General features: G+C 44.5%; 20 protein-coding genes and 1 pseudogene. 11 read left to right on the forward strand and 10 right to left on the reverse strand.

From position 1 onward, the window contains the following. Nucleotides 1–26 precede the first annotated feature (26 nt). The 3 genes and pseudogenes from proX to proV form a co-directional block, all read right to left on the reverse strand. Nucleotides 27–1,034: pseudogene (gene proX, locus ACED42_RS15750) on the reverse strand (glycine betaine/L-proline ABC transporter substrate-binding protein ProX). Further along, nucleotides 1,027–2,121: a glycine betaine/L-proline ABC transporter permease ProW gene (proW, locus tag ACED42_RS15755; protein ID WP_017098640.1), complete on the reverse strand. Its 1,095-nt coding sequence runs from the start codon at nt 2,119–2,121 to the stop codon at nt 1,027–1,029. The pseudogene proX and the gene proW overlap by 8 nt, the downstream one beginning before the upstream one ends. Nucleotides 2,122–2,124: 3 nt before the next feature. Beyond that, entirely contained in the window at nt 2,125–3,312 is a 1,188-nt protein-coding gene (proV, locus tag ACED42_RS15760) for a glycine betaine/L-proline ABC transporter ATP-binding protein ProV (protein WP_009846455.1), read from the reverse strand. A 680-nt stretch (nt 3,313–3,992) separates the two neighbouring features. Here proV and ACED42_RS15765 point away from each other — a divergent pair. Further along, entirely contained in the window at nt 3,993–4,730 is a 738-nt protein-coding gene (locus ACED42_RS15765; RefSeq protein WP_371703274.1) for an HAD-IIB family hydrolase, read from the forward strand. Nucleotides 4,731–4,768: 38 nt separating this feature from the next. On the opposite strand, the gene ACED42_RS15770 is transcribed toward ACED42_RS15765, so the two are convergent. From ACED42_RS15770 to ACED42_RS15780, 3 genes are all read right to left on the reverse strand, one after another. Next, nucleotides 4,769–4,981: a TIGR02450 family Trp-rich protein gene (locus ACED42_RS15770; protein ID WP_009846453.1), complete on the reverse strand. Its 213-nt coding sequence runs from the start codon at nt 4,979–4,981 to the stop codon at nt 4,769–4,771. Between the two features lie 145 nt (nt 4,982–5,126). Then, nucleotides 5,127–7,574, reverse strand: coding sequence for a molybdopterin guanine dinucleotide-containing S/N-oxide reductase (locus ACED42_RS15775; RefSeq protein WP_371703276.1), 2,448 nt, complete (start codon nt 7,572–7,574; stop codon nt 5,127–5,129). Between the two features lie 20 nt (nt 7,575–7,594). Continuing rightward, nucleotides 7,595–8,689 carry a NapC/NirT family cytochrome c gene (locus ACED42_RS15780; RefSeq protein WP_102250602.1) on the reverse strand — a complete coding sequence of 365 codons (1,095 nt, stop codon included), beginning with the start codon at nt 8,687–8,689 and terminating at the stop codon, nt 7,595–7,597. A gap of 316 nt (nt 8,690–9,005) precedes the next feature. Between ACED42_RS15780 and ACED42_RS15785 the strand changes: the two genes are divergently transcribed. Then, nucleotides 9,006–9,281 (forward strand): nitrogenase-stabilizing/protective protein NifW, encoded by a 276-nt coding sequence (locus tag ACED42_RS15785; protein ID WP_371703278.1) that lies wholly within the window; start codon nt 9,006–9,008, stop codon nt 9,279–9,281. Nucleotides 9,282–9,433: 152 nt separating this feature from the next. Then, on the forward strand, nt 9,434–10,558 hold the full coding sequence (locus tag ACED42_RS15790; RefSeq protein ID WP_041472773.1) for a M14-type cytosolic carboxypeptidase: 1,125 nt from the start codon (nt 9,434–9,436) through the stop codon (nt 10,556–10,558). A 138-nt stretch (nt 10,559–10,696) separates the two neighbouring features. On the opposite strand, the gene ACED42_RS15795 is transcribed toward ACED42_RS15790, so the two are convergent. Both ACED42_RS15795 and ACED42_RS15800 read right to left on the reverse strand, forming a co-directional pair. Next, on the reverse strand, nt 10,697–11,053 hold the full coding sequence (locus ACED42_RS15795) for a hypothetical protein (protein WP_012603678.1): 357 nt from the start codon (nt 11,051–11,053) through the stop codon (nt 10,697–10,699). Between the two features lie 250 nt (nt 11,054–11,303). Next, complete coding sequence (locus ACED42_RS15800; RefSeq protein ID WP_371703280.1) at nt 11,304–11,930, reverse strand: LysE family translocator; 627 nt, start codon at nt 11,928–11,930, stop codon at nt 11,304–11,306. A 210-nt stretch (nt 11,931–12,140) separates the two neighbouring features. Between ACED42_RS15800 and ACED42_RS15805 the strand changes: the two genes are divergently transcribed. The 3 genes from ACED42_RS15805 to ACED42_RS15815 all read left to right on the forward strand — a co-directional run bounded on the left by ACED42_RS15805 (nt 12,141) and on the right by ACED42_RS15815 (nt 14,315). Beyond that, entirely contained in the window at nt 12,141–13,379 is a 1,239-nt protein-coding gene (locus tag ACED42_RS15805) for a DEAD/DEAH box helicase (protein WP_371703282.1), read from the forward strand. Between the two features lie 268 nt (nt 13,380–13,647). After that, the gene (locus ACED42_RS15810) at nt 13,648–13,869 is read left to right on the forward strand and encodes a hypothetical protein (RefSeq protein ID WP_009846448.1); all 222 of its coding nucleotides are present in this window, start codon (nt 13,648–13,650) and stop codon (nt 13,867–13,869) included. Between the two features lie 143 nt (nt 13,870–14,012). Beyond that, a complete protein-coding gene (locus ACED42_RS15815; RefSeq protein ID WP_032555230.1) occupies nt 14,013–14,315 on the forward strand; it encodes a thiamine-binding protein in 303 nt (100 codons plus the stop codon). 74 nt (nt 14,316–14,389) lie between these two features. Here ACED42_RS15815 and ACED42_RS15820 read toward each other — a convergent pair whose 3' ends face one another. Continuing rightward, nucleotides 14,390–14,557: a hypothetical protein gene (locus ACED42_RS15820; RefSeq protein ID WP_017099427.1), complete on the reverse strand. Its 168-nt coding sequence runs from the start codon at nt 14,555–14,557 to the stop codon at nt 14,390–14,392. A 109-nt stretch (nt 14,558–14,666) separates the two neighbouring features. Next, nucleotides 14,667–14,927: a DUF1289 domain-containing protein gene (locus ACED42_RS15825; protein WP_017098649.1), complete on the reverse strand. Its 261-nt coding sequence runs from the start codon at nt 14,925–14,927 to the stop codon at nt 14,667–14,669. A 191-nt stretch (nt 14,928–15,118) separates the two neighbouring features. Between ACED42_RS15825 and ACED42_RS15830 the strand changes: the two genes are divergently transcribed. The 5 genes from ACED42_RS15830 to ACED42_RS15850 all read left to right on the forward strand — a co-directional run bounded on the left by ACED42_RS15830 (nt 15,119) and on the right by ACED42_RS15850 (nt 19,976). Beyond that, a complete protein-coding gene (locus ACED42_RS15830; protein WP_371703283.1) occupies nt 15,119–15,565 on the forward strand; it encodes an META domain-containing protein in 447 nt (148 codons plus the stop codon). Between the two features lie 315 nt (nt 15,566–15,880). Beyond that, nucleotides 15,881–17,047 carry an ABC transporter substrate-binding protein gene (locus ACED42_RS15835; RefSeq protein ID WP_029224023.1) on the forward strand — a complete coding sequence of 389 codons (1,167 nt, stop codon included), beginning with the start codon at nt 15,881–15,883 and terminating at the stop codon, nt 17,045–17,047. A gap of 5 nt (nt 17,048–17,052) precedes the next feature. Continuing rightward, complete coding sequence (locus ACED42_RS15840) at nt 17,053–18,753, forward strand: ABC transporter permease (protein WP_102250054.1); 1,701 nt, start codon at nt 17,053–17,055, stop codon at nt 18,751–18,753. After that, a complete protein-coding gene (locus ACED42_RS15845) occupies nt 18,719–19,369 on the forward strand; it encodes an ATP-binding cassette domain-containing protein (RefSeq protein ID WP_012603669.1) in 651 nt (216 codons plus the stop codon). Before ACED42_RS15840 ends, ACED42_RS15845 begins: the two co-directional genes overlap by 35 nt. Further along, nucleotides 19,359–19,976 (forward strand): CDP-alcohol phosphatidyltransferase family protein, encoded by a 618-nt coding sequence (locus ACED42_RS15850; RefSeq protein ID WP_017099429.1) that lies wholly within the window; start codon nt 19,359–19,361, stop codon nt 19,974–19,976. Before ACED42_RS15845 ends, ACED42_RS15850 begins: the two co-directional genes overlap by 11 nt. Nucleotides 19,977–20,113: the final 137 nt, after the last annotated feature.

A 20,113-nucleotide genomic window follows, 5' to 3' on the forward strand; every position in this document is an offset into this window, starting at 1 on the left:
TATCGACTGCTTACGAAAAACAACCGTTATAGTGCCGCTTTCTTCGCTTCTGTAATCCAAGCATCAAACGTATTTCGGTTCGCTTTGATCCAACCGTTTACGTGCGCTTCGATATCAGCCGAGCTGTTCTTACCTTTACTCATCATCATGTTCTGAGCACTTACATCATTGATGTTAAGTTTGATGATTTCAAAAAGCTTCGCCGCAGATGGGTTGTTCTTAGCAAACTCTTTGTTCGCAATAATACGCATCGAGTTCATTTCGAAGCCGTAGTTCTTACCGTTAGACAAAGTAGTATCAACATTCGCACGATCACCCGGAAGTGAAGAGAATGGAACTTCTAACCAAACTACGTCTTCGTTAGGAACCAATACACCACTTACCCAATAAGGTGTCTACGTGTAGTAAAGAACTGACTCGCCCTTTTGGTAACGTGAAATCGTATCTGCGATGATCGCTGCATAGTTACCTTGGTTGTGAGTAACGGTATCGTCCAATTTAAATGCAGAGATTTGGTGTTCGATGACCATCTCACAACCCCAACCAGGGTTACAGCCCGTCAGGTCTGCTTTGCCATCGCCATCAGCATCAAACAGCTTAGCGATTTTTGGATCAGTCAATTGACCTATGTTAGTGATGTTGTACTTTTCAGCGGTTTTCTTATCAATAAGGTAACCTTGAGCGGCACCACTTACATATTGGCCTTCACGGTAGAATTTGTCATCGCCACCCGCCATTTTGTATTTGTCAGCGTGTAGTGGGAACCAACCTACGGTTAGGAACGTTGCGTCACCTTTTGCGATAGAAGTGTAAGCTACGTTGTAGTCCACTTCTTGCGTTGATTTCACATCGTAACCAAGCTCTTCTAAAGCACGGTTAACAATCAGTGTTTGGAACGTTTCTTCAGCAACTGAAGATTGAACGGGCTGAACTGATACACCTTCACCCGGTAAGCTTGCAGCCCACACGTTCGTTGATACAGCCAGTGTCGAAACGATGCTAACGGCTAGCTTACTCTTCCATGAATTATTCATTGGTGTTTTTCCTTAGTTGTAGTTCTGATTGTTTACCGCGATTTAAAGCTTTTAGCACAAGGGAAACAGGCCCCATGTGATACCAGCGTAATTTTGTATTACCTGCATTTACCCCAAGAACTTGGGTAATGCGGTCAAGTAGGATTGCAAGAATAACAATGCCTAGGCCACCAACAGCGGCCAATCCCATATCCAGTCGGCCAATACCTCTCAGTACCATTTGACCTAATCCACCTACCGCGATCATTGATGCGATAACCACCATCGATAGCGACAGCATCAGTGTTTGGTTCACGCCCGCCATGATGGTTGGCAGTGCAAGTGGTAGTTGAATTCGGTAAAGCATCTGCTTTTTGCTGGCACCGAATGAGTGACCCGCTTCGATCAACTCTTCCGGTACTTGCTGAATACCCAAGATAGTCAAACGTACAACAGGAGGAAGTGCGAATATGATGGTTACCACCACACCCGGAACGTTACCGATACCAAACAACATTACGATGGGTACAAGATAAACGAAGGCTGGCGTCGTTTGCATGGCGTCGAGAATTGGGCGTACGAATTTAGCCGCGGTATTGCTGCGGGCGAGCCATATCCCCATGGGTAAGCCGATCAGCAGACAGAAGAATACCGATGTCATGACCAGTGAAAGCGTGGTCATCGCTTCAGACCAAGCGCCAATCAAGCCAATAAAAGTCAAAGAAACGGCTGTAGCCAAACCAAGCTTCAGGTTCGAAAACTGCCATGCAACTAAAAACAAGATGATCAACATGAATGGTGCAGGTGTCGACACCAACGCCGTTTCAAATGAACTTAGAATGAAATCGATAGGCACACGGATTGCTTGAAACAATGGACGTCCGTGCTCAACTAACCAATTCAGTCCAGACTCTACCCAAGTGTCGACGGGCAACACTGCTTCTGCAAAAGGGTTAAGTGGATCAAAAGGTGTCGTTTCGACTGTTTCGCTGCTTAACCAATCTGCTGATGGTGAGGTATCCGCTGCTTGACCCCAAGGATCACTTGCAGGTTGAGCTGCTGGAGCTGATTGAGACCATGGGTCATTATTTGTTTGTTCAGACGACATGATCTACCCCTTATCCAATGTTTGTAACAGTCGCGACTTAGTTACCACGCCAAAGTAATTACCTTGCTCATCCACAACAGGAACGGAGTAAGGCACACCGCCAACAAGGCCAAGCACATCGTTGATTGGTAAATCAGGGTTCAGCGTTAGGCCATCATCGAGCTGCGCACTGACGAGTGATTTGTTCTCTTTGTGTGCTTTACGAAGGGAATCAACAGAGACAATGCCGGAGTAACGACTGCTTTTCTCAACAACAATGCCGTATTCACGGTCGTTATCCATCAAGATTTGTAGAGCGGACGCTGGGCCGTCATGTTCTGATTTTTTAAATACCGCCGCTGGCTTCTTACGTGCAATGTCTTTCACCGTAAGAACACTTGCTACATTCACACCGCGGAAGAAAGCTTCGACATAATCGTTCGCTGGGTTGTTAAGAATTTCGTCTGGGGTACCCACTTGAACCACCTCACCGTTTTGCATAATGGCAATACGGTCACCGATTCGCATCGCTTCATCCAAATCATGGGAGATGAAAACAATGGTTCGTTTATCGTCATTTTGAAGGCGAATAAGCTCATCTTGCATTTCAGTACGAATCAAAGGATCGAGCGCCGAGAATGCTTCATCCATCAACAAGATATCAGGGTCACATGCTAGAGCACGAGCCAAACCAACACGCTGCTTCATACCGCCAGACAATTCATCAGGGTAAGATTCTGAATACGGCCCGAGACCGACTCGTTCCAACGCTTCAAATGCTGACTGTTTTCTCTTATCGACTTCAACACCCGCTAGTTCAAGACCAAAGGCGGCGTTTTCAATCACTGTCATGTGAGGCATCAATGCGAAGTTTTGGAAAACCATGGAGATGTTGTTGCGACGGACTTCGCGGAGCTCATCTTCTGAGGTGTGGGCAATGTCTTTGCCTCGAAGAAGCACATTACCTTTGGTAGGTTCAATCAAGCGGTTAAGAAGGCGTACTAGGGTTGATTTGCCAGATCCTGACAGTCCCATTATGACGAAAATCTCGCCTTCTTGAATGCTAAGAGAAACATCGTTAACGCCGATCGTTAACCCTGTTTCTTCGAAAACTTTATCTTTGTTCGCGCCTTCATTAATCATTGTAAAAGCACGGTCGGTGTCTTCACCAAACACCTTGTACAGTCCCTTAACTTCCAGTATGGGATCCATGTAATCTAATCCTTTCTTAGTTATCTAAACTAATAGTTATTTAAACTCAAAACCGATTATTTAAACTTAAAAACGGTTATTTAAACCCGAAAAACGATTAGCACTCTAAGCAATTAACCCATGCAAATCAAGGGGCGTCGTTCTGTAAAGCCAATGAAAAACCGTTAAAACCCCAGCCCAAACAAAGGTCAAATATCAAGCCAATACAAAGCAAAATATTGATAATAAAGAAATTTAAATCACACTCAACACCTGCGGCATTATGTATTACTTACAGATAGATTATTGAATATTTATTTCACATCAGAACAATTAATAGGCTAAATAGACCAAGAATATGCACAAATAGTTCGTGTACAAATAATTCGAATACAAACCAATTAAGAGAGTTTAAACGCCACCAAGACTGGTAAATTAACACCATCACGAGGCGCGCACTCCCAATGACTTTTACACACATATGAAGGGCAATCTGGATAGAGTCCGTCCAATTAGGCACAGATCGGATTGATACCTTCATCTCCGATATAGAAGACATAACACCAACTGTGATACTTGCTGCAAACTGTCAAAAGTCGATTACCTAGGCCGAAAGACAACTTGTAGAGTACACATTGCTGTTCCATTCTTTATCTAAAGGTTGGGCACTCTTTCGGACGGATAAAAGGACAGGTATTAGAATGATAAAAATGCTGGTGTGTGACTTTGATGGCACGCTTGATGGCGGCTCGTCTCATGGGGTTGATCAGTTGTTTAACTACTTAACAAAGCAACCGGATATCCGCTTTATCATCGCGACAGGTAGAACACTGCCCTCAATTCGTGTGGGTTTAGCTTCTGACAACTACCCGAAACCACACACGATTATCAGCGACGTAGGCACGAGAATTCATCACGAGCACTCCCAAACGCCGGATCACACCTGGCACAATCAATTAGAAGCATCTTGGAACAAGTCAAAGGTTGAGTCTGCACTTGCATCGCTCGATTTCATGGGAGAGCGCTTAGAGAGCCATCAAGGGGACTACAAGATCACTTTCGAAGGAAAACTCTCAGAGCCTCAACATGAGCTGATCGTATCTCGTCTGGAATCACACGGTTTAGATGTACACCTTACTTATTCCCACGATTGGTACTTAGATATCACGCCTAAGGGGGTCAACAAGGCCACAGCGATTCATCATCTACTTAAACAACATCAGTTAAGCATTGAAGAGGTATGCGTGGCTGGCGACTCAGCGAACGACACCTCGATGCTAACCATAGATGGCGTAAATTCAATATTGGTCGCGAATCATTACCCTGAGATCGCTCACCTGTCCGATCGAGATAACGTATACACCAGCAGAGCAACACATGCAGAGGGTGTGTTAGAAGGCCTTAAATACTGGCAAGGGCTTGCTGCGTCGGGTAATTAATACAAGTGTATCAAGCAGATCGCCTCGACTTGATACACTTATTTCCAACCAGGAAGCCAATGATCCTTATCGGTTAGATCGCGCCAGTTAATGTCTTCTTCTCGTTTCGTCATCACCGCTTCTATTAAGCAACGAATGACCTCCCCTTCTTCGAATTCGACCTCAGTGATCATAAAGTGCTTTTCTTTCTTTACTGGGCTAACGGCCGTCCATTTACTGCGAAGTAGTTTCTTTGGATTGATTCGATTCATTGATCTTATCTCTCGCTGTGATGTCGTTGATTAATATGAGTTGTCTACTCGACACTGGGTAATAGTCTCTATGACGCAAAAAAGATCATAAAAAAAACCAGCGATTAAAGCTGGCTCTATTCTGGTGATTGTTTCTCGTTAGAGATTAACCATTTTTAGGTGGATCAAATGCCGTCAGTTCTAATGCTGGGCCTGTGTATTTTTCAATTTTCACAAGCGCAGAATTCGCAGCACAACCATTTGCCAAACGAGAAGTTGGAATATCCAACGTGAGCACGTTACAGCCACCATTTTTACATAAACCTGTCTCTTTATCTAAATCTGGCCAACCGCCTTCATGGATACATACAGCACCCTGTTTGATACCATCAGTCACTAATGCACCAACCAGTACTTGTCCACGATCGTTATATGCACGAACCAAATCTCCGGTTTTGATGCCACGTACTTTCGCGTCTTCTACGTTAATGGAGATAGGTTCACGGTTACCAATAGCGTACTCTTCACGCAATTTTGCATAGTTAAATTGACTGTGTAAACGGTGGGCCGCATGCGCTGTCATCAACTGAAGTTCATCACTCTTCGCTTTACCAAAGAACTCTGTAGGCTCAATCCACGTTGGATGCGCTGGACAATCCGCAAGATTGTAGCCTTCGATTGTTTTAGAGAAGATCTCGATCTTACCACTTGGTGTACCTAGCGGATTCATCACAGGGTCTTTACGGAAATCAGCATGGCGAACGAACTGTGCAGCTTTCTTGTTGTATTTCATTTCAATAAGCTGGTTATCATCCCAGAACTTACCAAACTTAGGCATACGTACACGTGCAGATTTACCCGCTTTTTGCGCTGCATCGTAGAAGCCTTTCAACCAAGCCATTTCGTCTTTACCTTCAGTAAAGACATCGCGACCACCGGCTTTGATCATCTCAGACATATCTGCAAATACATCAAAGTCGTTACGCGCTTCACCTTGAGGTTCAACTACCTTCTTCATTGGTACTAAATGTTGGTTACTGTAGTCACCTGTCATCGTCATATCATTACGTTCAAATGACGTAGTGATTGGCAATACAATATCCGCATGCTTAGCCGCTGCAGTCCAGTAGATCTCAGAGATAACCACAAGTTCAGGTTTTTGCCACGCTTTGATCAAACGGTTGGTATCTTGGTGATGAGTAAAGTTACCACCGCCCGCCCACCAAATCATTTTCAGGTCAGGGAACGTCAGTTCATGACCATTGTGCATATATGATTTGCCTGGGTTTTCCAGTGCTTCTGTAATACGAGCAACAGGGAAGCTGTTCACCGCACCTGAAACTGCCCAGTCGTTACCTGCTGAAGAACCACCACCGATCGAAGCTGAAATCGCAGGTAATACACCAGCATCGCGTGTTGGGTTACCACCATTAGAATAGTGGTAAGACAGACCAAAACCACCGCCAGGAAGACCAATCTGACCAAGCATTGCAGCTAACGTCGCAATCATCCAGTGGCGTTGCTCACCGTATTGTTGACGCTGAATGCCCCAACCCGCCATAAGCATAGTGCGGTTCTGGCTAAAGATGTCTGCTAGAAGCTCAAGTTGTTTCGCAGGAACGCCTGTGATCTCTTCAGCCCATGCTGGCGTCTTTTCAACACCGTCTTCTTTACCCATTAGGTACGCTTCAAACTTATCGTAACCACTGGTGTACTTATTCAGGAACTCTACGTCATGCTTACCCTTCTTAACTAAAGAGTGCGCGATACCCATCATCATTGCGACATCGGTCATTGGGCGCGGCGCAATCCACTGAACTGTGTCACCAAAGAAATCAACGGTTTCGGAACGCATAGGGTCAATCGCGATGATTGTCTTGCCGGACTTCTTAAGTTGATGGAAGAACTCTAGGCCTGAACAGTCGGTTGAACTCCATGCAATCTTAAGCGTGTTCATTGGGTTCATACCCCACAACACAACAACGTCTGAGCTCTCTAGTACCACAGGGTGAGTGGTTTGCTGTTCATAAACTTCGATCGATCCCATTACGTGCGGCATGATCACTTGTGCCGCGCCCGTTGAGTAATCACCTAAGTGACCAGAGTAACCACCAGCCAAGCTCATGTAACGTTGCAGCAACGTTTGTGCTTTATGCAGTACGCCACTTGAACGCCAACCGTAAGAGCCCGCAAATACAGATTCAGGTCCGTTCTCTTTACGAATACGCGTTTGCTGTTCGTGGATCAGCTTATAAGCTTCATCCCAAGACACTCGAACGTAGTCGTCATCACCACGAGAGCCTGTTGGCGCCGATGGATTGTCTAGGAAACCTTTACGTACCATTGGGTATTTGATACGCGCTTTGGTATGAACCTGATCAGGGCCTGTCGTTTGCAAGCTGTTTGGCACTGTTTGTGCCAGAGCATTAGTCGTTGAAACCAACTTGCCATCTTTTACTTCACACAACATCGGTCCCATGCGGCCTGCAGTTAATACACCTTTACCACGCTTATTCGCAGCTGATACTGTCATTGGCGTCAATGATGTAAATGCCAGCGCACCAGCAGCCATGCCCGATCCTTTGAGGAATCCGCGACGAGTAATATCTGTCATAATTATTTCCCTTTTGTTTCTTAGTGGCCAGCCACATCTTTTGCGTGGTTCTGGAAGTATTTAGTAAGAAGTTCTAAATCTTGGTCTGAAATGTCAGTTCTTTCGCCCATGCCTTTTGCAACAGGGCCCCAAGCATTAACGGTGAAGTGGTTCGCGCCAATTTTTGCGTGGCATGTCGAGCAGTAAACGTTGTCGAGTTCTTCAGCGTACTCCCAGATTGGCTCGAGTGAATCCAGTACAGGCGCATCAACGTTCGCGGTTAACACCGCCGTTCGCCATTCATTGCCGTACGCATCCGTTTTAAAATCACCAACGTCAAGGTTCTGTTGCCCTTGGTCTGTCAGCATCGCAACGATTGAGCGCTGACCTTCGCCGTAGTAAAGCACCTGTTCTGCACCCTTCATTTGGTAAGCATGCAACTCGATTGTGCGCTCAGTACCTTCAACACTTTTCACATCTAGGCGTGCCGTTGGATTAATAGTGCCAAGGTCACCAATACTGATGGTTTCTGCTGAGTAAACGACTTTCGCATTCGGGTCTGTTTTTTCGGTGAATGCCATCAAATTATCAAAGGCTTCGCTGTCCATTTCTGGCTCAGGAGCAAAGTGAGCAACACCTTTGTGGCAGTCGATACAAGTCTGATTATTCTCTTGTCCGTACTCATGCATTTTTGCTGCATCTTCAGATTGCTCGTAGCTGTCCATCGCATCGAAAGTATGACAAGAACGACACGTGGCTGAATCGCTTTCACGCAGTTGTGCCCACACTGTTTCTGCCATTGCCATACGATGTTCTTCGTATTTATCTTCTGTATCAATTTTGCCGGTTACGAACTCATGATAAATATCTTTAGACGCACGAATTTTTGTGATTACGTAGTCAATTGGATCAGAAGGAATATGACAGTCAGAACACTCAGCTCGAATGCCTTTTGCATTGCTGAAGTGGATTGAACCTTCATATTCTTCATACGGAATTTGCATAGTGTGGCAAGAAGTACAGAACTCAGTACTCGATGTGTAGTGCATAACGGCTGCAGTACCGCCCAGCGTTAGCCAACCAATACCTATACCAACAGCGGCAATAAGAGCGATATATCGTTTTTTAATAGACATATTTAGAAATCATCTTCAACAATTAGTAACAATTGCGATCAGAATAATACTTTAGGGGTAGTCACTATTGATTCACGTCATAAATTGTCTTTATTGACAATAAAGAAAGTGAGCAATGAGACTTCAATACAACTCACTTATAACCGTGAATATCAAACCAATTGGTTTGATATTCACAAAACAAATAAAGCCAATCTCATTTATAAAATTCAACTAAAAATAACTACACGCCTTCCTATTTAAATCGCACTAAAATCAAGATAAGGAGTAACGAACCCGCCTATAATATTTGCAAAATTACGGCATTGAATTAGGCATGAACCAAACAGAATTCCAACAAAAAATAGCGAGTTTCACTTCGATTGAACAAGCGCTTGATTACTTTGAAATTGGGTTTGATAGCAAGTTCATCGACCAAAATAGAACCGAGCTTGTGAAGCGCTTTAACGGGTATCTGATTCTGTCAAAACCCGATGATTGGTTTGCTGGAAGAAGAGCGCTGAAAAACGCGTACTGTAAGGTGCAACGCAGTAAACTCGATCGCTATACACGTTCTGCCTGTCGTGGTTGCACGACCTGCCAACGTCGATAGCTCAAAGTTAACCGTTAAATAGCTGTCGATTTAAAAGTAGGCAGCTAAAAAACAGATAGCTGAAATAACATCTCATTACGATTTAGTTAGTGGTTTGCTCGAAAAAAAGTGTGCTAATCTTACGGCAACTCAACTACGAGATAAAAACTACAATGAAAATTTTCAGCAACTTCGAAAGCGGCAACATTCACGTCGTTTCAGCAGATTCACCACAAAACATTCAACTAACTATTCCAGCGGATAATCAAACTGAAATCGCACAATGGTTTCATTTCCGCTTAGAAAGTGAAGCTCAACAAGCTCACCACTTTGAAATCGGCCAATTGGCAACATCTGCCTACCCTGAAGGCTGGAAAGATTATGATGTGGTTGCATCGTATGACCGTGAAGAGTGGTTCCGCATTCCATCTCAATTCGATGGCGACACTTTAAGCTTTGATATCATTCCTGAACACGATTCAATGTACTTCGCGTACTTCGCACCGTATTCATACGATCGTCATCAAGATCTCTTGCACAGTGCTCAAACGCACCCTGCTTGTAAGCTAGAAACTCTGGGCCATACGTTAGATAACAACGACATCACTTTGCTAACCATCGGTGAGCCAAGTGCAGAGAAGAAAAACATCTGGGTTATTGGTCGCCAACATCCGGGCGAGACCATGGCTGAATGGCTGATCGAAGGTCTGCTACAACGCTTGCTTGATGAAACAGACACAGTTGGTCGTTCACTTCTAGACAGCGTTGTATTCCGCGTTGTACCTAACATGAACCCAGACGGCAGCATCCGTGGTCACCTACGCACTAACGGTATTGGCGTTAACCTAAACCGTGAATGGCAGTCACCTTCTATGGAACGCAGCCCTGAGGTTTTCTTTGTTCGCGAGCGCATGCTAGAAACTGGCGTTGACCTTTGTCTAGACATTCACGGCGACGAAGCGATTCCATATAACTTTGTTGCTGGTAGTGAAGGTACGCCTTCATACAATGAGCGCATTGCAAAACTAGAGAATCACTTCAAGCAAGCTCTTCTGACTATCACGCCAGAGTTCCAAGATGAATTTGGCTACGATAAAGACGAACCGGGCAAAGCAAATATGACCGTCGGCACAAACTGGATCGGCGAACAGTTCAAGTGTTTGGCATACACTGTCGAGATGCCATTTAAAGATCACATCAGCCACGCTGACGAACTGTACGGTTGGTCTCCAGAGCGCAGTGTTGCATTTGGTCACGACATGCTAGCAGCGGTTTGGGCAACAGTAGACGAGCTATAAGACGAAACAAACTCGTTAGTTTGTCTTTAGAAGTTGTTTGTTCATATAGATGACAAAGCCCAGCACTCGTCAAAGTGCTGGGCTTTTTATATCAGATAACGATGAGTTACTTGGGTTTTAGGCGTTTAGAAGCTTTGCTTATGCCACTCTGAGGTTCGCGAAGAAAACCGGGTACCTTTGCCTAATGTGTCGTTGTTCAGCCACCATATCTTTGAAACTCGGGCCTTGTGATAACAGAACGATCACTTCATCGCCTTCTTGCCTCAATACAGAACCACGAATATCAATGCTGTTATTACCATGCAACCATAAAGTGCCTGCCATTGAGAAGCCTCGATAGACCGGGATGATGTTACTCATCATCAAGCGCACGCCTTTTTCAGAAACTTCACTGACATGAAAAAGTTCATCTTTGATTCGTATCACTGGGCGCGCCTTTTTAGGGTACTTCAGGCGGTAATACTCACGTTTCTGGGTGAATGACTCTTCACTCATCGATGACTCCCTATCTTTGTTTCATGTTTCTGTTTCTTGGTAAAAATGAACAAGCTAACTATCCGTTGTTTTCTGTTTCAATTCTAAGCTCGAAACATACACATTCATCCAATTGATGACTGTCCATTATATCGACTTTACATAGCAATGCTTTAGCCATTTATGAAGAGACTCTAAAATTCCTGAGGATTCAGTAAAAAATGAGAACTGAATAGAATATGGTATATGCCCCATTCTTAGCACCACTACCTCAGAGCTGAAACAATGCTAGTTGAATACTAAAGCCCACAAATAGAACACCACAAACAATGTTCATCATTTGTGAGGTTCGCTTTTGAACCAACAAGCGCTTGAACGTATCCGCCATTAAGATCACAATCAAGAACCACATCGACACTACTGTCGCCTGAATCCCACCAAGCATCAAACTGTCTGTCACAATCGCATCTTTTGAAACAAATTGAGGGAATATAGAAAGATAAAACAGGACGATTTTAGGATTCAGTAGATTAGTGAGGAGCCCTTTGAAAAATTGATTGTATAGCTTACTTCCCGATGCACTTACCGCATAAAGTACACCCTCTTGAGCACGCAGGGCCACGCGAAAATGGTTATACCCAAGCCAGACAAGATACAAAACCCCAGCCCACTTAAGCCCTTCAAAGGCCATTGGGGTGTTCGACAATAACAAACTTATGCCGTTGGCCGAGATAAAGGCGTGAAAAAAGAAACCACATGACACGCCCAACACGTTGACAAATGCGAACAGCTTCCTTTGAGTTAAGGCTGTGCTTAATACCAGCAAAGCATTAGGGCCTGGAATAATGGCAATAAAAAACACGATAACAATAAACAGCGATATACTGTCCCAACTCATTTTGAACTCATTTCATGAACATTTTTAGGGCGGACATTGTACGTCCATTCAATGCGATTACAATATGATGAACGTTTAATTATCGCGTATGGCTAACATACATAATTCACGCATAAAATGAGAGCGTTTATCGTGTAACGTTACAAAACTGATTTTCTAACATTTGCAGCCCTGTTAGACTCCACCTCCCTTTTGATACTTGGTTCATTTATGTCATTTGATAGCCTAGCCCTTAACCCAAAAACCGTCTCCGCGATCCCATCTCAATTCAATAAGCCGACAGAGATACAGCAAGCGGTAATTCCTACAATTATTGCGGGGAAAGACGTGCTGGCGTTGGCTCAAACGGGTAGCGGAAAAACGTTGGCATTTGGCTTACCTTTGCTGAACAGCATCAAGCATGATGTAAATGAACTACAAGCGATAATCATTGTTCCAACCCGTGAACTTGCCTCTCAAGTAGCCAAAGCACTAGAACCCATCGCAACCACACTTGATATCAAAACGGTGATACTGACTGGTGGAGTTGATATTGAGAGCCAGCAACAGCAATTGTTAGAAAAGCCACAACTCGTGATCGCAACTCCTGGCCGCCTACATGCCGTTATTCAAGAGAACAAGCTCGAGCTAACCCAATGCAAGTCTTTAGTTCTTGATGAGGCAGACCGTTTACTCGACATGGGATTTTGGCCAGATGTTCAAACCATTATTTCTGCTCTTCCTAAAAAGCATCAAACACTGCTGTTTTCGGCTACGCTGCCAAAAGAGCTGATCAGTCAGACTGAGGCGCTTCTTGTTAATCCAGTAAAGGTCACGACGCATCAAGAAAACAGTGTGGTCGCGGCTATTGAAGAAACTCTGTACTTAGTGAACAAAGGCAGTAAAGCTCAAGCGCTGATCGCCCTACTCAATCAGCACGCATGGTCGCAGGTATTGGTATTTATTGGCGCAAAAGACAATGCAGATGCATTAACCAAGCGATTGAGTAAAGCCAAAATAAGTGTGAATGCGCTACACGGAAATAAGAGCCAAGAAGAGCGAGAGCAAGCATTAGAGAGTTTCAAAAATGGCAAGACTCGTGCGCTTATCGCCACCGACGTTATGGCTAGAGGCATCCATATTGATCAACTACCTGTCGTAATTAACTTTGATTTGCCATCGCATTCGGCGACTTACGTACACCGAGTTGGTCGCACAGCAAGAGCAGGAAGTACTGGCAGCGCGATCTCTCTGGTTAGCCACAGCGAAACTGACTACCTGAATGCAATTCGTACTCTGACCAATAAACCGCTTATGCTACAAGCGTTGGAAGGCTTCCCAGTTACAGACAAACCTGCATCTGAAGCGACAGCTCGTAAACGTCCGCCTAAAGACAAAATGGCTAACCGAAGAACCGCAAAAAAGAAGAGTGTTAAGCAATTTAAGAGCAAACCAAGTTCTTCGAAATAACCTGTTATTCAAAGTAACCACAGAAAATCGAATAGCCCAGTTTGCACTGGGCTTTTTTATGGTTGATCTCATATTAGCAGGACCAAAATACAAACTTATGCCCTCAAACCTCCATAAAGATGCCAACCTAAATGACACTTTTATGAATTATGATGCCAAGGTATTGATTCTTGGTTGCTCAAAAAAAATACTCTAAAATCACGTTGACGCCCCTATATCTGACAACTAGATTTTTCTATTAGTGTCTAAAAACCGGGAGGTCATTGAAATGAAACGTGCAAGCTCTACATATCGATTACAACTGATTAAGGAAGTGGCTACTCGCCGAGATCGTCAGCGTTCTAATGACCCGATGGCAAACTACATACAAAACCTAATAGACAACAAAGATGACTGTGATACCTCGGTGGAACGTAACCAGAGATTCAGTGGCAGTCATTTTGATGAGCATATTGGTGGTTGGGTTAGCGACCATTGGGGTAGCAAGTAAGCCTATATCTCTAGTCACTGATATAGTCGATAGAACAGCATCGTTAGCTGTAGAATTAATATCCGTATTAACCTATCATCTGCAACAATTCCCTATCCAAGAGTAAGCAGAAAGTGCCTGAGTTAAAAAGAGAAAAAGAAGTGATGGTTGCCTTCCAAGTGATCCCTCGCGTTAAAGAAGGCAACAACTTCGAAGTGGTTGATAAAGCAATTGAAGTTGTGAAAGCTGCCGATGTGCCTTTCCAAGTCGGAGCTATGGAAACCACGATGAAAGGTGAACTCAACCTACTGTTAGATATCGTTAAAAAAGCAGAACAAGCTTGCTACGATGCAGGGGCTGTAGAAGTGATCACAAACATTAAAATTCACAGTAAAACCACCGAAGCCGATGATACATTTTGCACGTACCATCGTGGTGTAACGAAAGCGAATCACATGTTTGTTTAGCAATATGTTTATTTCAGAAAGCTGTTTATTTAAGAAAACAGGGCTTTAAGAAAGACTCTGAAGAACCAGTGATGTTATTGAAAAGGCATGTCTGAAAGGTGAGAAAGGATTTCCATTCGTTCTTCTTCTGACATCGAATGCCAATCACGCGGAGCCTCTTCAGGGTCATCTTTCGCCCCGATCGGTTTACGATCCAGTGCTTTAACTGGCTCTTTTTTGAATTTTCCGTTCTTTTTATTCATACCGACACCACTCCTTCAGGTACAAAGGTACCTACCTTAATATTACACCCCAACCATTATGTAAAGTAATAGTTACCTCGAGGTTAAATAAAATTTCAATACTTCCTCTTTAGCCGAAAAGATCTCTTTGGGGACTTGTACTTCCCTCTTCGTCAACCGACTTACCAACCAAATTTTTTTGCTTCATTATTTTTCTTCTATAGCGCTGACGACACAGCTTTATGACGTGTAACTGTTCTGACGGCGTCATCGACATCCAATTAAAGCGCTCCTCCCTTTTACGCATACAGCCATTGCAATAGCCTTTGTCATCGCTTGAGCAAACCCCCACGCAAGGGCTTGGAACTTGGAAAAACTCTAGCTGCTCCACCGCGCCTCCTTACATAATCAAAATTACGCTTACTATCTCAAAAATAAGCGATTAATTTGTCGCCTAGCTCATGAAATCCATACTAAACTATGACCTTATACTGACACATATAGTGTTTTGTAAACTATACTTTGAACCCATCAAGTTACACTTATTCGGTAACTTCGTTCTTTCCTTTGGAGCCTTATAATATGAAGTTTAGTTCAAAAAAATTACTAGCAGTAGCCGCTTTACCTATGATGCTAGCAGCATGCACAACAACAGGTGATAACGCGATGCAAGTAACACCAACCGATCTACAGCACCATAATTGGGAACTTGCGCAAATTGATGGCAAGAACATTGAGAAAAGCGAATACCAAGCGACACCTCGTCTAGAGATCGGCGAAAAGATGACGGCAAACGGCATGGCTGGTTGTAACAACTTCTTCGGTCAAGGCGAACTAAAAGACGGTCAATTCCGCATTAAGCAAATGGGCATGACCATGAAAATGTGTCACGGCTCAGCAATGGAAATCGAACAATCGGTTTCCGCGACTCTAAGCGAGTGGAGCGACGTAACACTAACAAACGATACGCTAGTATTGAAAAACGATGTACACACGCTAACGTACACAATTCGTGACTGGGTAAACTAATCAGTCAGAGAAACCAAATATTGATTGAAGGAGCCCTAGTGGCTCCTTTTTTATTGCTTTTTTACACTCATGATTCCTTCAAAACTGACACTCATCGCTTACTTTTCGTACCAACCTCCAATAAACCTAAAAAATCTATCATTTGAGTGCAATAAATTCATCAGTTCAACGGTCTGTTGCTAGGATGGTAAGAGCCCTTAAGTAATTGATTGAATTTACTGTTGAATTAGAAATTATTTCAGAAACAGATAGAATAACTGTAGGGAGTTCGAAATAACAATGCTCTTGCCCGTTCACTACCAAATGGAAAAGTTTATGAACAAGATAGTAAGTACGTTAGGAATCATGGCAACCGTTGCATACAGCGCAGCCATTTACGCTGATGAAGCAACATCAACCAATAGCTGGAACCAAATAGAACAGCAGGCAGAGGGACAAACTGTCTACTTTCACGCTTGGGGCGGAAGCCAAGAAATTAATCGTTACCTACAATGGGCAGGCAAGGAGTTACAAAGTGACTACGGTGTGACCTTAAAGCATGTAAAAGTAACCGACATTGCTGAAACGACTACTCGACTACTTGCAGAAAAAGCCGCAGGCAAGAACAGCGAAGGCAGTGTCGATATCGTTTGGATTAATGGTGAGAACTTCCGCTCGATGAAAGACAATGCGCTGTTATTTGGACCATTCACAGAATCACTTCCAAACTGGAAGTACGTTGATAAATCTTTACCAATTGATGTCGATTTCTCGGAGCCAACCGAAGGCTTAGAAGCACCTTGGGGCGTCGGACAACTTGTGTTCATCCACGACCAAGAGACACTAAACAATCCGCCACAATCGTTTTCAGAGATGTTGAGCTACGCTCAAGCTTTCCCTAACCGCTTAAGCTACCCTCGCCCACCTGAATTTCATGGCACCAGCTTCATCAAGTCTCTACTGATTGAGCTAACAGACAACAACCCTGCACTGGCTCAACCTGTTTCGGAAGACAACTTCCAAGAAGTTACTGCACCACTTTGGGCTTACTTAGATAAATTCCATAAAGTGGCATGGCGCGGTGGTAAACAATTCCCAGCGGGCACATCGGAAAGTATCCAACTTCTGGATGATGGTCAGCTCGATTTAGCGATTACCTTTAACCCAAATTCTGTCTATTCAGCACAATCAAGTGGCCGCCTAGCTGAAACTACCAAGGCCTATGCTCTAGAAAGCGGTGCTCTGTCTAACATTCACTTCCTTGCGATTCCTTGGAATGCTAATGCAAGTGCTGGCGCTCAGGTAACCATCAACTTCTTGTTGAGCCCAGAAGCACAATCGCGCAAAGGCGACCTCAATGTTTGGGGTGATCCTTCTGTATTAAGTAGCAAGTACCTGACTGGTAGCGCTAAGAATACTCAACAATTTAAATCGATTGATGAACCACACCCAAGCTGGCAAAACGCGCTCGAGAAAGAGTGGCTTAAGCGATACGGTAACTAAAATTCATGCTACGCGCTCTATATTATGTTGTTATAGCTGTGTGCATTATCCCTACGATTCCTGGGGTAGCGGGAGTAGTGGCCTCGTCACTGAGTTTCATCCCGCCCCTAGGTTTAGAGGAACCAACACTCAACGGTTTTAACCAAGTCTTTCAATGGGAAGGGGCTTGGCACTCTATTGGTTTGAGCCTAGGTTCAGCGGTCGCCAGCAGCTACATTGCCTGCTTCCTGACCTTTTGTATTCTTCAGGCTTCTTGGGGAAACAAGTTTTGGAGAAAGATTGAGCTAACGCTATCGCCAATGCTTGCCATTCCGCATGTGGCTTTCGCTATCGGCTTTGCTTTTCTGTTTAGCCCAACAGGGCTTGGCGCAAGAGCCGTGCATCACTTACTTGGTGAATCGGCTACAAGCTCTGAATTGGCTTTGCTGATAAAAGATCCTTACGCGTTTGGCCTAATCATTATGCTCGCACTCAAAGAAGTGCCCTTCTTATTGCTGATGAGCATTTCGATACTTCAACAAATCGATGTTGAACGCATCACTAAGGTCAGTGCCTCTCTGGGTTATAGCCGTGCTCAGATCTGGTGGAAGTGTATTTTCCCACAATGGTTTACCAAGCTTCGCTTCCCTATGTTGGCGGTGCTTGCTTACAGCGTATCGGTTGTCGACATCGCTCTGATCATTGGCCCAACCAATCCGCCGACCTTTGCCGTTTTGGTATGGCAATGGTTTAACGACCCAGACCTTAATCTATTGCCACGAGCTGCCGCTGGCGCCATCGTTTTATTCGGTTTAGCTTCGTTGATCATCGCCCTAGCGCGTCTAATCGAATGGGCAATTCTCAAGTACTTTAGAACTTGGCAATATTCAGGAAGAACAGGTATTAACCTTCCAGGAAAAACGATCTTCGCAGTGCTTGCTGCATTGTCACTACTGATCATTCCACTAATGGGGATTTGGAGTGTTGCCCAACGTTGGCGTTTCCCTGATTTACTTCCAAGTCGCTACAGCATGCGTTTCTGGGAGTTTGAGTGGGATGGCATCATGAGCACCGTCGGGCAAAGCTTGTGGATTGGCCTTATTGCCGCTTCCGTTGCTTTATTACTCGCGCTGGTAGCTCATGAGTACCGAATCAAATACAAGTGGCAAGTTCCGGGCTTTATTATCGCGATTCCCATGTTGATACCTCAACTCTCGGTATTGTTCGGCATGCAAGTGACCACGCTTTATATCGGCAGCAGCGCCTATGAATTTTGGGTAATTTGGGCGCATGTTTTCTTTGCTTTCCCGTTTGTGTATCTGTCTTTGGATGGCCCTTGGAAAAGCTTCAATGACGGCCTGATAAAAGCCTCGTTGAGCTTGGGTAAATCGCCATTTCAAAGCTGGTACTCCATCAAGCTGCCTATCTTGTTACCCGCTATTGCCTTTGCTTGGGCGGTCGGGATCAGCGTAAGTTTGGCTCAGTACTTACCCACCTTGATGCTCGGCGCGGGCCGTATTAGCACAATCACCACAGAAGCCGTTGCCCTTACCAGTGGTTTCGACCGCAGAGTGACAGCTATCTATGCCATTTGGCAGGCCCTATTGCCTCTGTTCTTTTTCTCTTTAGCGATATTAGTCAGCCGACTTCAACTCAGATATCGCCGTCTTACTTTTAAAGGTTTTCTAACGAATGAGTCTGCACCTCAACGACCTCGCCATCCGTAAAAACGATGGTGTATCGCTGTTTTCAGCGCTAAACGTAACATTAGAATCAGGCCAAGTATTGGCTTTGATGGGGCCGAGCGGCTGCGGAAAATCGACCTTGTTGGACGCCGTAGCTGGGCACTTAAATGATGAGTTTTCGTATTCTGGCACCGTTATTTTGAACGACATTCAGCTGGATGACCTTCCATCACATCAGCGTGAAGTCGGTATTCTTTTTCAAGATGACTTGTTGTTCCCTCACCTCAAGGTATGGGAAAACTTGGCGTTCTCTCTGCCTAATTCAATTAAGGGCTCCGCTCGTCAACAGCAAGCGATGGCTGCACTAAAAGACATAGAGCTAACTCACTTGGCAGAGTCTTTCCCGGATCAAATATCTGGCGGTCAACGTGCAAGAATCAGCTTAACTCGTATGTTATTAGCGAAGCCGAAGCTCGCCCTACTCGACGAACCGTTTAGTAAGTTAGACCAAGAGTTAAGAGCACAATTTCGCGATTGGGTCTTCGAACAGCTGACGAAAGCAAATATCCCAACATTAATGGTCACGCACGACGAAGCTGACGTACCTCAAGGGGCGCAAGTGCTGTCTTGGCCATGGAGAAGTCATCATGCTGGATAAGTACTCCATCAAGGTCATTAAGTGGCCATTAAACCAATCAGCTAAGTTGCTGAGTCAATTCGGTATCACGGCAAATCAAACCACCTTATTTGGCTTTCTGGTCGGGTGTTTAGCGTTTCCGGCGTTGGCATTTCAACAATACGAATGGGCGCTAGGCTTCATTGTGTTCAACCGAGTATGTGATGGGCTTGATGGGGCTTTGGCTCGAATCCAAGGCATCAGCGATGCGGGCGGTTTTCTCGACATCAGTCTCGATTTCCTTTTCTATTCGTTAATTCCTTTTGGCTTTGTTATTGCGAACCCAGAACACAACGCCATTGCCGGTGCGTTTTTGATCTTCTCTTTTATCGGTACTGGCAGCAGCTTTTTGGCGTTTGCCGTGATGGCAGGCAAACGAGGCATCGAAAACCCAGTCTATAAGCATAAGTCTCTGTACTACATGTCAGGGCTAACCGAAGGCACTGAAACCATCGCTTGTTTCATCGCGTTCTGTATTTGGCCTCAACACTTTGCTGTTATCGCCTACACCTTTGGCACCGCGTGCTGGCTAACTACATTCATGCGAATTTACTTTGGATTCCAGACACTCAAGGATCAAACTAGCTAGGGCGTGTTGATCTTTCGAGCTGATTTTTGCAGCGTTTTACTCTTTGTTGAGGGAGATTTGCTTAGAATGACTAGGCTACATATCCCTCGCCGCGATTAAAACGCTTTTATCTCGAACAAAATTTAACCACGAAAGGT

This window comes from Vibrio sp. FF145 (assembly GCF_041439075.1).
GTDB classification, from domain to species: Bacteria; Pseudomonadota; Gammaproteobacteria; order Enterobacterales; family Vibrionaceae; genus Vibrio; species Vibrio tasmaniensis_A.

Excerpts from the sequence above, each read along its gene's own strand:
- ACED42_RS15845 (WP_012603669.1), top strand. The coding sequence starts at position 18,719 with ATGAGTCTGCACCTCAACGACCTCGCCATCCGTAAAAACGATGGTGTA.
- proV (WP_009846455.1), bottom strand. The coding sequence starts at position 3,312 with ATGGATCCCATACTGGAAGTTAAGGGACTGTACAAGGTGTTTGGTGAA.
- ACED42_RS15810 (WP_009846448.1), top strand. The coding sequence starts at position 13,648 with ATGAAACGTGCAAGCTCTACATATCGATTACAACTGATTAAGGAAGTG.
- ACED42_RS15770 (WP_009846453.1), bottom strand. The coding sequence starts at position 4,981 with ATGAATCGAATCAATCCAAAGAAACTACTTCGCAGTAAATGGACGGCC.
- ACED42_RS15830 (WP_371703283.1), top strand. The coding sequence starts at position 15,119 with ATGAAGTTTAGTTCAAAAAAATTACTAGCAGTAGCCGCTTTACCTATG.
- ACED42_RS15790 (WP_041472773.1), top strand. The coding sequence starts at position 9,434 with ATGAAAATTTTCAGCAACTTCGAAAGCGGCAACATTCACGTCGTTTCA.
- ACED42_RS15835 (WP_029224023.1), top strand. The coding sequence starts at position 15,881 with ATGAACAAGATAGTAAGTACGTTAGGAATCATGGCAACCGTTGCATAC.
- ACED42_RS15775 (WP_371703276.1), bottom strand. The coding sequence starts at position 7,574 with ATGACAGATATTACTCGTCGCGGATTCCTCAAAGGATCGGGCATGGCT.
- ACED42_RS15765 (WP_371703274.1), top strand. The coding sequence starts at position 3,993 with ATGATAAAAATGCTGGTGTGTGACTTTGATGGCACGCTTGATGGCGGC.
- proW (WP_017098640.1), bottom strand. The coding sequence starts at position 2,121 with ATGTCGTCTGAACAAACAAATAATGACCCATGGTCTCAATCAGCTCCA.
- ACED42_RS15850 (WP_017099429.1), top strand. The coding sequence starts at position 19,359 with ATGCTGGATAAGTACTCCATCAAGGTCATTAAGTGGCCATTAAACCAA.
- ACED42_RS15815 (WP_032555230.1), top strand. The coding sequence starts at position 14,013 with ATGGTTGCCTTCCAAGTGATCCCTCGCGTTAAAGAAGGCAACAACTTC.
- ACED42_RS15780 (WP_102250602.1), bottom strand. The coding sequence starts at position 8,689 with ATGTCTATTAAAAAACGATATATCGCTCTTATTGCCGCTGTTGGTATA.
- ACED42_RS15800 (WP_371703280.1), bottom strand. The coding sequence starts at position 11,930 with ATGAGTTGGGACAGTATATCGCTGTTTATTGTTATCGTGTTTTTTATT.
- ACED42_RS15785 (WP_371703278.1), top strand. The coding sequence starts at position 9,006 with ATGAACCAAACAGAATTCCAACAAAAAATAGCGAGTTTCACTTCGATT.
- ACED42_RS15820 (WP_017099427.1), bottom strand. The coding sequence starts at position 14,557 with ATGAATAAAAAGAACGGAAAATTCAAAAAAGAGCCAGTTAAAGCACTG.
- ACED42_RS15795 (WP_012603678.1), bottom strand. The coding sequence starts at position 11,053 with ATGAGTGAAGAGTCATTCACCCAGAAACGTGAGTATTACCGCCTGAAG.
- ACED42_RS15805 (WP_371703282.1), top strand. The coding sequence starts at position 12,141 with ATGTCATTTGATAGCCTAGCCCTTAACCCAAAAACCGTCTCCGCGATC.
- ACED42_RS15840 (WP_102250054.1), top strand. The coding sequence starts at position 17,053 with ATGCTACGCGCTCTATATTATGTTGTTATAGCTGTGTGCATTATCCCT.